Consider the following 12,646-nt stretch of genomic DNA (forward strand, 5'->3'; position numbering starts at 1 on the left):
TTAATTGCCTCCTAAGTATTGGAGTTGAAAGACGTTTAATTGAAAGTCCAGCAGGAGCTGAAGGTAGTTCTGTTGGGTGCGCAGTTGCTGGTCGGCAGCTTGCAGGTAACTCAGGTAGCTGGCCTCGCCGCTGCGGTAGGCTTTATCAGCTTGGGTGAGGGTCAGGCGGGCGTTCCCCAGCACTTGCCGCTGGTAGAACTGTAGGCTCTGGCGCAGCTGCTGATGGGTGGCCTGGGCAGCCTGCCACTCGTTTTGCAGCAGGTGCTGTTGGTTCTGCAGCGTGGCCTCGGCGGCTTGTTTGCCCAGCGCGGCAGCTTTCACCCGCGCCCGTTGCGGTCCCTGCCACAGCGGCACTGCTAATCCCGCTTCCACGCCTTGAAACCGCCGGCCCCGGTCTACTGCGGTTTCAACGCGGCCGTTGATGTCATAGGTGCCGATCAAGGACTGGTTGAAGTAGCCCAGGGTAATATCCGGGGCCAATTTGCTTTTCTCCGCCTGTTGTTCGCGGTAGGCCACGGTGATCTGCTGCTGGTACACAGAAAGCAGCGGATGGTTTTCAGAAGCGGCTGCGCCGATGCTTGTGCTGTCTGCCCGCAGAGGTTCAGGGGTGATCACCAGCGGCTCTGGAGCCTGGATCAAGGCGTTCAGCTGCGCCTGAGCAACAGACAAAGCGGTTTGGTTCTGGCGTATCCGGTCGGTGAGTTCCAAGCGTTGGGTGGTGGCGGTGGTTTTCTCCAGCAGACCGGTCTCGCCGGTTCTGAACCGCACCTCGGCCGCCCGTTCCAACACCTGGAAGATGCTGTCTTGCCGCTGCAGCAGCTGGGCCGTGGCGTGCAGAAAGGCCAGGCGCGCATATGCCTGTTTCACTTGGTAAGCTAACTCGTGCTGCTGCAAATTCAGTTGCTGTTGGCTCAGGTTCTTCTGCTCCTGCAGCAATTTGCCCTGCGCGTTCCACGTGGTGGGGAATGGAATGGTCTGGCTCACGCCAATACGGTCATCGGTCACGGGGCTGTTGATTTCGCCCTGGCTGTAGGAAAGCTCGGTTTTAGGAATATCCAATGCCGTTTTCTGCAGGGCTCCGCGCATTTCCACTTCCAGCGCCGCGCTGCGTAGTTGCCGGTTGTTCTGTTGCGCTAATTCCAAAACCTGGGCCAAAGACAGGATTTGCGGCGTTTGTGCCTGAGACACCTTTGGCAAAGCCAGGCAGAACAACACCAAGCCTACGGCGACTTCTTGCTTCCGCTTCTTCAGGCCTTTACCCGTGTTTTTCAGTCCGCCAAGGCCTTTCTCAGAGAAATAGTAGATAATGGGCAGCACCACCAGCGTGAGCAGCGTGGCCGAAAGCAATCCGCCGATCACCACCGTGGCCAGCGGTTTCTGGACTTCGGCGCCCGCCGAGGAAGACAAGGCCATGGGCAGGAACCCGAGCGAGGCAACCGTGGCGGTCATCACGATGGGGCGCAGACGCGCCGCCGTACCTTCCCGGATGATCTGCTCCAGGTTGGTCATGCCGCCGGCTTTGAGTTGGTTGAAGTACCCAATCATCACGATGCCGTTGAGAACCGCCACGCCAAACAAGGCAATGAAGCCAACGCCCGCCGAGATACTGAACGGCATGTCGCGCAGGAGCAAGGCAAAGATGCCCCCAATGGCCGAAAGCGGAATGGCCGTAAAGATGAGGATGGACTGCTTGATGGATTTAAAGGCGAAAAATAGTAGCACGAAGATGAGCGCCAAAGCCAGCGGCACGGCCACCGAGAGGCGTTTCTTGGCTTCGATCAGGTTCTGGAACTCACCACCGTACGTGATGGTGTAGCCCGGCGGCAGCTTGATCTTGCCTTCAATTTTCTGTTGGATCTCGGTGACAATGCTCTGCACATCGCGGTTACGCACGTTGAACCCGATGGTGATGCGCCGGCGGGTGCCGTCGCGCTGGATCTGGTTGGGGCCTTTCTTCATCTCCACCTTGGCGATGTGTTCCAGCGGAATCTGCAGGCCGTTGGTGTTGCTCACGTAAAGGCGCTGCACGTCAGAAATATCGCGTCGGTTCTGCTGGTTCAGGCGCACCACCAGGTCAAAACGCTTTTCGCCTTCGTATACCTGACCGGCAATCTCGCCCGCGAACCCGGCGGTGACGGTGCGGTTCACGTCTTCAATGGTGAGGCCGTAGCGGGCCATGCTCTCACGGTCGTATTCCACCACCACCTGCGGCAGTCCGCTCATTTCCTCAATGTACAGGTCCTGCGCGCCTTCTATGGGTTGGATGAGCTTGCCTATTTTCTGGGCGGCGCGGGCCAGTTGGTCCACGTCTTCTCCGTAGATTTTGAGAACCACGTCTTGCCGGGCGCCGGTCATAAGCTCGTTGAAGCGCATTTGGATGGGCTGCTGCACCCCGAAGGACGCCTGCGGCAGGTTCTGGTGCAGGACGTCAGACATTTTGTTGGCGAGTTCCACGCGTGAGCTAGCGCTAGTCCACTCAGATCGTTCCTTCAGGACCACAATCATGTCGCCCAGTTCCACGGGGTTGGGCTCAGTGGGTACTTCGGCAGAGCCTATTTTGGTTACCACTTTCTCTACCTCGGGGAAGGTCTTTTTCAGGACCTCAGAGGCTTTCTGCACCACTTTGATGGTCTCGTTGAGGGAACTGCCGGTAAGCACGCGGGTTTCAATGGCGAAATCGCCTTCGTCTAGCGACGGGATAAACTCGCCGCCCATCTGCGTGAACAGCACCAAACTGAGCGTGAACAGCCCCAACGCGATGCCCAGCACCAGGGTTTTAGCCCGCAACGCGAAGTTGAGCAGCGGCTGGTACGCCCGGTTGATGGCGTTCATGATCTTGTCTGAGATATTTTCTTTGTGCTGGGTTTTGCGGCTCAACACCAGCGACGACATCATGGGTACGTAGGTGAGCGACAGCAGGAAAGCCCCCAGAATAGCGAAGGAAACCGTCTGGGCCATGGGTTTGAACATCTTGCCCTCAATGCCCACCAGCGCCAGAATGGGCAGGTACACAATCAAAATGATGATCTGCCCAAACGAGGCGAAGCCCATCATTTTGCTCGCCGAGCCCTGCACTTCCTCGTCCATCTGTTTGCGCGAGAGCCTGAACACGCCCTGCTGCGAATACTCGCTGGTCTGGATGTTATGGATGACGCTTTCCACAATGATCACAGCCCCGTCTACTATGAGTCCGAAATCCAGCGCGCCCAAACTCATGAGGTTACCCGATACGCCGAACACGTTCATGAGCGAAATAGCAAATAACATGGCCAGCGGAATCACCGAGGCCACCAACAGCCCCGCCCGCAAGTTGCCCAACAGCAGCACCAGCACGAACACCACAATCAAGGCGCCCTCGGCGAGGTTTTTCTCTACCGTGCTGATGGCGCGGTTTACCAGTTTGGTGCGGTCCAGGAACGGCTCCAAGACCACGCCTTGGGGCAACGTTTTCCTGATTTCGGCTACCTTGTCCTTCACCCGCTGAATCACCTGGGACGAGTTTTCGCCTTTGAGCATCATCACAATGCCGCCCGCCACTTCACCCTGCTCGTTTACCATGGCCCCGTACCTGATGGCCGAACCTTCTCGCACCTCAGCTACGTCCCTGATCAAGACCGGCGCACCGCCTGCGGTGTTGGTGACCACAATACGGCCAATGTCCTCGGGACTTTTCACTAGCCCTTCGGTGCGGATGAAGTAGGCGTTGGGGTCTTTCTCAATGTAAGCGCCGCCCGCGTTGGCGTTGTTTTTCTCCAGCGCGTTGAAAATATGGGTGATGGTGAGGTTGAAACTGCGGAGCTTCTCAGGGTTGATAGCCACCTCGTACTGCTTTAGCTTACCCCCGAAACTGCTGACCTCGGCCACGCCGGGCGTGCCCAACAGCTGCCGCCGCACAATCCAGTCCTGAATGGTACGCAGTTCGGTGGCGTTATACTTGCTTTCATATCCGGCCGCTGGCCGAAGTTCATACTGGTAAATCTCGCCCAAACCGCTGGAAATTGGCGCCAGCGTGGGTGAACCCATGCCTTCGGGAATCTGCTCCTCGGCTTCTTTCAGTTTCTCGGTGATTTGCTGGCGGGCCCAGTAAATGTCGCGGTCCTCGTCAAAGACCACCGTCACCAACGACAGCCCGAAACGGGAGAACGACCTGATTTCGGTCACGCCCGGCACGCTGGCCACTGACTGCTCCACGGGGAACGAGATGAGCCGCTCCACCTCCTGCGCGCCCAACGACGGCGACACCGTGATGACCTGCACCTGGTTGTTGGTAATGTCTGGCACGGCATCAATGGGCAGGCGCTGCACGTTGTACACGCCCCACGCCACCAGCGCCACCGTGAGCAAGCCAATCACCAGCTTGTTCTTGATGGAAAACTCTATAATCTTCTGTAACATGTTCTTGCGTTGTGATGAAGCTGCAATCGCCGGTTTAGGCGGATAGCAGCAGGATGAGAGAACCTTCCGGCTTGTGGCAGCGCAGCGGTTTCTGGGAGAAGGAGGTTGAGGTTGGATGGGTTGTTGGCACAGACGCTCGCAGGTCCTCCGGACGCTACGAGGTCTTTTGAGCGGGCGCTTTTCTGTTTTCAGGCTGTTTTCTGAGAAACGGCTTTAGAACAGAACTACTTTTCTCCTTTTGTCATGCTGGAAGCATCTTGTGGGCAAACGGCAACAGCGAAAGTGTTACGCGTGGTTATTGCACCATCAGATGCTGCTGAGTTGAATGAAAAGAAGGGCTGATGTTCAGGAATGGAAATCAGCCAAATGCCAGAAAAGGAGAAGTGTTACGCCACCTGCGGAGGTTGCCAGATGCTGCCGGTAAAGGCCTCGGGAACCCGGGATTGGGGATGAGAAGTGAATTGCTGTGGCTCCTGCGCTTCCTGCACCTGGAAAGAAGGCTGCAGCAGCGGCATGGCTACAAAATAATCGTACGCCGAGTTGCCCATCTGTTTGAGCGGGAGCCGGTCGTGTTTTTCAGAGGGGGTGTTTTCTGAGCCCTGGTAGTGCATGTCCAGAAACTCACGGAAACTCAGCTGTCCGTTCAGGGCTACGTGGGTCTGGTAATGCTGCAGCAGATCAGAGATTTTGGACAGTTCGTGCAGATCAGAGTTGGGCAGCAGAGAGCCCAGGAAAAGGTATACCGCAAAAAAGATAACTCTGACTTTCACAACAGGGGGAAGAGGTTCTGTTGGCAAAGATAGCGGTAATGGGAGAAAGATGGAAGTAAAAGGTGAAAGTGTGAAACTTACGTTTGTCGCCGGTTTAAAAGACCTCGTAGTGTGCGCAGCTCCTACGAGCGTCTATACGACTATCCACATCACTTATGGTAACCTTCTGTTTCAAAGCTATTTCCCCGGAAACAGGCTAAAAACGGAGAGCCCCGCCAAAACAATTTCTGGCGGGGCTCTCCGTTTCACCGAAGTGACTAAGCCGAGGCTTTGGCCGGCGCAAGCTTTGCTGCCTTGGCGGCCTTGTTCTGGACTTTCTTTGGGCGGCTGTTGCCAAAAGAGCCTTTGCTGATTTTGCCTTTTCTACTCTTTTTATCTCCTTTTCCCATAACGGTTGTGGTTTGTAAGTGAAACATTAAAACAGAGTACTCTCTTCCGAGACCTAAGAAGAGAAAGTTACAAACTCCGGCAAATTAGCGCAAGTTTTTACCGGCGTTTAGGTCCTACTTTCCTAAAACTAGCCATAAAACAGAACCTCAGGCGCTTCCTTCTAAATGCCGTTGCGTATGCCTACCTTTGCGGTTTAGCCTCCCGCCGTTTTGTGGCTGTGTAACAGAATTATTCTGCCGCGGTTTATGTTCTAGAGAGGCTATAATTCCTTATGACAGAAGATCTCATTCAAGATACCGAACTAGACGCGCTGGACGCCCGCGAGCACATCATCATCAAACGGGCCCGCGTCCATAACCTGAAGAACCTGAGCGTGGCCCTGCCGCGCAATCAGTTCATCGTAGTCACCGGGCTTTCCGGCTCGGGCAAATCTTCCCTGGCGTTTGACACTTTGTATGCCGAGGGGCAGCGCATGTACGTGGAGAGCTTGAGCTCCTACGCCCGTCAGTTCCTGGGCCGCATGGACAAACCCGATGTAGACTACATCCGCGGCATCAGCCCGGCCATTGCCATTGAGCAGAAGGTGAGCATCCGGAACAACCGCTCCACCGTGGGCACCAGTACCGAGATTTACGACTACCTCAAGCTGCTTTATGCCCGCATCGGGAAAACCATTTCGCCGGTTTCGGGGCAGGAAGTGAAGAAAGACACCGTCACCAGCGTGGTGGACTTCTTGATGGGCCTGGAAGACGGTACCCGCCTCATGATCCTGGCTCCGCTGCAGCAGAGCAAAGACCGCAAGCTCAGCAAAGAACTGGATCTGCTCTTGCAGAAAGGCTATTCCCGCGTGATCCTGAACGGCGAACCCTTCTTCATTGAAGAGCTCATCGCCGAAGGTAAACCAGAGCCCAAGGGCGAAGTGTTCGTGCTGATTGACCGCGCCGTGGTCCGGAAAGACGAGGAAGCCGAAAACCTGCAGATGCGTCTCTCAGACTCGGTGCAGACCGCTTTCTACGAGGGCCACGACGAATGCCACGTACAGATTGGCGACGAGAAACGCGTGTTCTCCAACCGCTTTGAGCTGGACGGAATGGTGTTTGAAGAGCCCAGCGTGAACTTCTTCAGCTTCAACAACCCGTACGGCGCTTGCCAGACCTGCGAAGGCTGGGGCAGCGTGTTGGGCATAGATCCTGACCTGGTCATCCCAGACAAAAGCCTTACCGTGTACGAGGGAGCCGTGGCCCCCTGGCGCACCGAGAAACAGAACGAATGGCTGCAGCCCTTGCTCAAGAATGGCGTGCGCTTCGATTTTCCTATCCACCGTCCGTACAATGAACTCACCGAGGAACAGCAGGAACTGCTCTGGACCGGTAACAAGTACTTCGGTGGTCTTAACGATTTCTTCAAGCACGTACAGGCGCAGACGCATAAGATTCAGTACCGCGTGCTGCTAAGCCGTTACCGCGGCCGCACCACCTGCCCCGACTGCAAAGGCAGCAGGTTGCGCAAAGACGCCAGCTACGTGAAAGTAGACGGCAAAAGCATCACCGATCTGGTACTCATGCCCGTGACCAAGGCGCTGGAGTTCTTCCAGAACCTGAGCCTGAGCGAGCATGACATGGCCGTGGCCGAGCGTCTGGTAACCGAGATCACCAACCGCCTGAGTTATCTGGTGCGCGTGGGCTTAGGCTATCTGACCCTTAACAGACTATCTAACACGCTTTCCGGGGGCGAGAGCCAACGCATTAACCTGGCTACCTCGTTGGGGAGTGCGCTGGTGGGTTCCATGTACATTCTGGACGAACCCAGCATCGGGCTGCACCCCAAAGACGCGGATCAGCTCATTGGCGTGTTGCGCTCACTGCAGCAGATGGGTAACACCGTGATTGTGGTGGAGCACGAGGAAGGCATGATGGAAGTCGCCGATCAGGTCCTGGACATCGGTCCGGAGGCTGGTTCTGGCGGCGGAAATCTCCAGTTCCAGGGTACGTTCCAGGAATTGCTCAAGAGCGATACCTACACCGGGCGTTACCTGAGCGGCCGCATGGAAGTGTCGGTTCCGGCTACCCGCCGGCCGTGGCGCAACTGCGTGGAAGTGCATGGCGCGCGCGAAAACAACCTCAAGAACGTAAGCGTGAAATTCCCGCTCAACGTCATGACGGTGGTCACGGGCGTGAGCGGCTCCGGTAAATCAACCCTCATCAAGAAGATTCTGGCTCCATCGCTTATCAAAGCCTTGGGCGGCCACGCCGATGCCACGGGTAAATTTGATAAACTCACCGGTGATATCAACAAAGTAGCGCACGTGGAGTTTGTGGACCAGAACCCCATCGGGAAATCATCGCGCTCTAACCCGGTGACCTACGTGAAAGCCTATGACGCCATCCGCTCGCTCTACGCCGATCAGCCGTTGGCCAAAGCGCGTGGGTTTAAGCCGTCGCACTTTTCCTTCAACATTGAAGGTGGTCGGTGCGAGGTGTGCCAGGGCGAAGGGCAGGTGAAGATTGAGATGCAGTTCATGGCCGATATCTACCTGACCTGTGAAGGTTGCGGCGGACAGAAGTTCAAGCAAGACATCCTGGACATTCAGTACCATGAGAAGAACATCTCTGAGGTGCTGGACATGACCATTGACGATAGCCTCCTTTTCTTCAAAGACCAGCCTAAGATCCTGGAAAAATTGAAGCCGCTACAGGATGTGGGCTTGGGCTACATCCGGTTAGGGCAGAGCAGCAACACTTTGTCTGGTGGCGAGGCGCAGCGCGTGAAACTGGCATCGTTCCTGACCAAAGGCGCCACGCCGCACAACGACAACATCCTGTTCATTTTTGACGAGCCCAGCACCGGTCTGCACTTCCACGACATCAGCAAGCTTTTGAAAGCCCTGAATGCCCTGGTGGAAAACGGCAATACCGTGCTGGTGATTGAACACAACATGGACATCGTGAAATGCGCCGACTGGATCATTGACCTGGGTCCTGAAGGCGGTACCAACGGCGGTCACCTGCTGTTTGAAGGCACCCCGGAAGACATGGTGAAACTGGAAGACAACCACACCGCCAAGTACCTGAAGCCTAAGTTAGAGGCGTAAACCCGTTTAGGGGCTATTTTTAGAAAATCAGACCGAATACGGAAACATATTCTTTAGCCCTGTGAGGTTTTCAAAACCTCACAGGGCTTTTTGTTTTACCGCAGATTCATTCATGAGAGGCACTATTGCGTGGTTCACTGTTGAGCCAGGGCATTGTTTTGGCACAGTATTTCTTTACCTTAGGCTATGCTGAAATCTAAGTTTCTTCTCCTGCTGTTAGGGCTTATTCTTATTGTATCTGCTGGGTTGGGTATCAAAAAATGGAATAGTAAATCTGGCTTACCGCAAACCCAGGAACAGGTGCAGCAACTTGCCGCGCAAAAGACCTTCCAGAACGGAGACCTGATTTTTCATACTTCCAGATCCGCCCAAAGCCAGGCCATTCAACTGGCTACTAAATCTAAGTACAGCCACTGTGGCATTATTTATGAAGACAAGGGGCAGTACTTTGTCTTTGAGGCGGTACAGCCGGTTTCCAGTACGCCACTAGCCAAGTGGATTGACCGGGGTGAAGGCGGTCATTTTGTAGTAAAGCGCCTGAAAAACGCAGATCAAGTGTTGACATCCTCGGCGCTGGCCAAAATGAAAGCAGTAGGTGAGGAGTTCACCGGCAAAGACTATGACCTCACCTTTGAATGGTCAGATGACAAAATCTACTGTTCAGAACTCATCTGGAAAGTGTACCAGCGAGCCACAGGGTTAGAAGTAGGTAAGCTGGAGAAACTGAAAGACTTTGACCTGAGCGCAAAACCGGTGCAAGCCAAAATGCGTGAGCGGTACGGCAATAAGATTCCGTATGAGGAACAGGTGATTTCGCCCGCCAGCATGTTTGCCTCTGAGTTGCTGAAGACAGTGGTGGAGAAATAGGTAATCTTTAGGAGGACAATCAAATCCTTCCTGCAGAGCGATTCAGACTCATCAGAGCAGCCAAAGAAGATAATTTCGTTTTGGCCCTATTTCTATAAAAACAGACCGAATACGGAAGTTACTTTTTAGACCTGTGAGGTTTTCAAAACCTCACAGGTCTTTTTGTTTTACCAAGTTGGGTTTTGAACGCAGATTTTCCAGAGAGCCGCGGTTGCGTTGAGCATCGCAAACGCTGTGAACAAATCTTTCTCAAACCGGTTCACTATATTGCCATCTCGCGCGTACGCCTAGTTGGAAATCAATTTTGGGAATGAAAGACCTTTCTGTGCCTTTGCCTGTTAACAAGCTTTTCCTGTCGGTGGGGGTGCTGTGCCTGTTCCACGGGTGCGGACTCATTGGGTTCTACACGCCGTACCGGGATTGGTTTCTAAGCAATACCCCGCTCAACCTGATTTTAGCCACTGCGCTGTTGTTCTGGAACCACCAGGGACTAACGTGGAAGATGGTGGCTGGGGTGATAGGCGTGTTCCTGGTAGGGTTTACCGCCGAGGTCATCGGCGTAGCCACGGGGAACGTGTTTGGAGCTTATTTCTACGGCGATGCGTTCGGTCCGAAGTTCATGGGAGTGCCTTGGCTTATTGGCATGAACTGGGCCGCGCTGTGTTTTGCGGCGGCTACGGTGGTGAACACCTGGCAAAAGCCTTTTCTGGTAAAAGCAGCGGTGGCAGCTGCCATGCCTGTGAGCATCGATTTTCTGATTGAGCAAGTCTGCGAGAAATTCGATTTTTGGTACTGGGAAGCGCAGGCCGCTCCCCTGCAGAATTACATAAGCTGGTACGTCTTCAGTTTCTTGTTTGCGCTGGTGCTCATCCCGCTGCTCAGAAACTCGCAGAACCGACTGGCGCCTTATTTCCTGCTGATACAATTCGTTTTTTTCTTGCTGCTGAACCTTGTAGAGCTCTTCTATGCCGGATAACCCACGCACCTATGACTACATCATTGCCGGGGCCGGAGCGGCGGGTTTGAGCCTGCTGTGCTATCTGCTGGAGCAGGAGCCCCTGCGAAACAAGCGTATTCTACTGCTGGACCGCGATGCCAAACAAAGCAATGACCGCACCTGGTGCTTCTGGCAAACCGAAGATAGTCCGTTTGAGAGCTGCCTCAAAAGCAAGTGGTCTGCTTTGTATTTCCATTCGCCCACGTTTTCCAAGCTGCTGGACATAAGGCCGTACCAATATAAAATGCTAGACAGTCTCGCCTTTTACCAGCACTGCCTTGGGTTGTTAAAAAAGCATCCCAACGTGGAGTTCAGGCAGGAAGACATTGTGCGGGTAGAGCCAAACGGCGTGGTGCACGGCAAACAAGGTGTGTACCAGGCGCAGTACGTCTTCAACAGTGCGTTCTTCCAAATCAAGAAACTGCCTAAGAAGCATTACATGGTGCAGCATTTCAAGGGTATTTTCATCAAAACTCCCCAACTCGTCTTCAACCCTTCGGAGCCTACCTTGATGGATTTCCGGGTGGAGCAGCATCATGATTGCCGCTTTATGTACGTGCTGCCCACCAACGCACACGAAGCGCTGGTGGAATACACCGGTTTCTCGGAGACGGAGTTGCCCCAGGAAGCGTATGATCAGGAATTAAAAGCCTACCTCCGGGACTTCCTGCACCTTACCGAGTATCAGATTACGCACGAGGAATCCGGGATCATTCCCATGACCGATGCGCCTTTTCCTAAGAAGCTGAGCGAACGGGTTATCAACATCGGGACGGCAGGGGGAGCCACCAAGGCTTCTACCGGCTATACCTTCAGCTTTATTCAGCGGCAGTGCTCTGCTATTGCCCGCAATCTGGTGCAAGGCAAAGAACCGCTGGCGGGCCAGGGAGCCGGGTTCAATAAGTTTGGCCTGTATGACAGTATTTTCCTGCGGGTGTTGCTGGAGAAGAAACAGGAGCCGCGGCAGGTGTTTCATGACCTGTTCAGCAAACTGCCTGCCCCGCTCATCCTGAAGTTTCTGAACGAAGAGACCTCTTTCTGGGAAGACTTCCGGATCATGAACGCCGTGGAGAAAAGTATCTTTCTGCCGGCGGCTCTCAAAGAAAGCCTGCACGTGTAGCACAAATCCAGAGGTCGGCGCGTAGATCAACCACAAATTCTTAACTTAGCGGCGGCAGGGGAGGCTGTTTTTGCCCTGTTTCCTGAAAAATAATCTTAAAACGTGACGGCCTGAGAGACCGTCACCTTCCTTAAATATCTATTCATGGCTATGAGAAAAAACATTGTTGCCGGTAACTGGAAAATGAACAAAACCTACCAGGATGCCCAAGCGCTGGTAAGCGAGATTGATAACATGGTGAAAGACGAGGTCACCAATGACAACGTAGAGGTAATTGTGACGCCGCCTTTCCCCTTCTTGCAGTCCATCAGTAAGTTAATCCAGGGCAACCCACGCATGCATTTGGCAGCGCAGGACGTGAGTGCGCATGAGAGCGGCGCCTACACCGGCGAGGTATCAGCGGCTATGTTGAAATCAGTAGGTGTGGAGTACGTGCTGGTAGGCCACTCAGAGCGTCGGCAGTACCACCATGAAGATGCTGATCTGCTCCTGAAAAAAATGAGAGCTGCCCTGAAAGAAGGCATCAAGCCGATCTTCTGCTGCGGCGAGCCGTTGGAGGTACGCGAGGCCGAAGACCACTTCCAATACGTGAACCAACAGCTGCGTGAAACAGTAGCGCACCTGAGCAACGAAGAGTTTGATCAGATTGTGATTGCCTATGAGCCTATCTGGGCCATTGGCACGGGCCGTACCGCCAGCAGCCAGCAGGCGCAGGAGATGCACGCCAGCATCAGAGAAGAACTGTCGCGCATTTTTGATGCAGAGGCGGCTTACAACAAAACCATCCTGTACGGCGGCAGCGCCAACCCGGGCAATGCCAAAGAGCTGTTCGCGCAGCCAGACGTAGACGGCGGTCTTATTGGCGGGGCTTCGCTTAAATCAAGAGATTTCACAGACATCATCAAATCTTTCTAACCGTTTCCACGTGAAATCGCGCTGAAGTCAACGGAAGTATTTATATAGTTCTAATTCTATGTTTCGGGCCTGTTTTGCAGAAAACAGGCCCGAAATGCGTT

At 54.3% G+C, this 12,646-nt stretch carries 8 protein-coding genes; 5 read left to right on the forward strand and 3 right to left on the reverse strand.

Translation table 11 applies throughout. The features are described 5' to 3' along the window. From JT719_RS23725 to JT719_RS23735, 3 genes are all read right to left on the reverse strand, one after another. Positions 1–4,395 carry a CusA/CzcA family heavy metal efflux RND transporter gene (locus JT719_RS23725; protein ID WP_207436255.1) on the reverse strand — a complete coding sequence of 1,465 codons (4,395 nt, stop codon included), beginning with the start codon at positions 4,393–4,395 and terminating at the stop codon, positions 1–3. A 386-nt stretch (positions 4,396–4,781) separates the two neighbouring features. After that, complete coding sequence (locus JT719_RS23730; protein ID WP_207436256.1) at positions 4,782–5,165, reverse strand: hypothetical protein; 384 nt, start codon at positions 5,163–5,165, stop codon at positions 4,782–4,784. Positions 5,166–5,422: 257 nt separating this feature from the next. Then, entirely contained in the window at positions 5,423–5,554 is a 132-nt protein-coding gene (locus JT719_RS23735) for a 30S ribosomal protein THX (protein WP_207436257.1), read from the reverse strand. 272 nt (positions 5,555–5,826) lie between these two features. Between JT719_RS23735 and uvrA the strand changes: the two genes are divergently transcribed. From uvrA to tpiA, 5 genes are all read left to right on the forward strand, one after another. Next, the gene (gene uvrA / locus JT719_RS23740) at positions 5,827–8,646 is read left to right on the forward strand and encodes an excinuclease ABC subunit UvrA (RefSeq protein WP_207436258.1); all 2,820 of its coding nucleotides are present in this window, start codon (positions 5,827–5,829) and stop codon (positions 8,644–8,646) included. A gap of 186 nt (positions 8,647–8,832) precedes the next feature. Next, positions 8,833–9,513 carry a YiiX family permuted papain-like enzyme gene (locus tag JT719_RS23745; protein ID WP_207436259.1) on the forward strand — a complete coding sequence of 227 codons (681 nt, stop codon included), beginning with the start codon at positions 8,833–8,835 and terminating at the stop codon, positions 9,511–9,513. A gap of 310 nt (positions 9,514–9,823) precedes the next feature. Further along, complete coding sequence (locus JT719_RS23750; RefSeq protein WP_207436260.1) at positions 9,824–10,489, forward strand: carotenoid biosynthesis protein; 666 nt, start codon at positions 9,824–9,826, stop codon at positions 10,487–10,489. Next, complete coding sequence (locus JT719_RS23755; protein ID WP_207436261.1) at positions 10,479–11,630, forward strand: lycopene cyclase family protein; 1,152 nt, start codon at positions 10,479–10,481, stop codon at positions 11,628–11,630. Before JT719_RS23750 ends, JT719_RS23755 begins: the two co-directional genes overlap by 11 nt. Before the next feature lie 150 nt (positions 11,631–11,780). After that, positions 11,781–12,545 (forward strand): triose-phosphate isomerase, encoded by a 765-nt coding sequence (gene tpiA, locus JT719_RS23760; protein WP_207436262.1) that lies wholly within the window; start codon positions 11,781–11,783, stop codon positions 12,543–12,545. The last annotated feature ends 101 nt before the right edge of the window (positions 12,546–12,646 follow it).

Origin of the sequence: Sabulibacter ruber (assembly GCF_017355955.1) — a bacterium.
Lineage (GTDB): Bacteria > Bacteroidota > Bacteroidia > Cytophagales > Hymenobacteraceae > Nibribacter > Nibribacter ruber_A.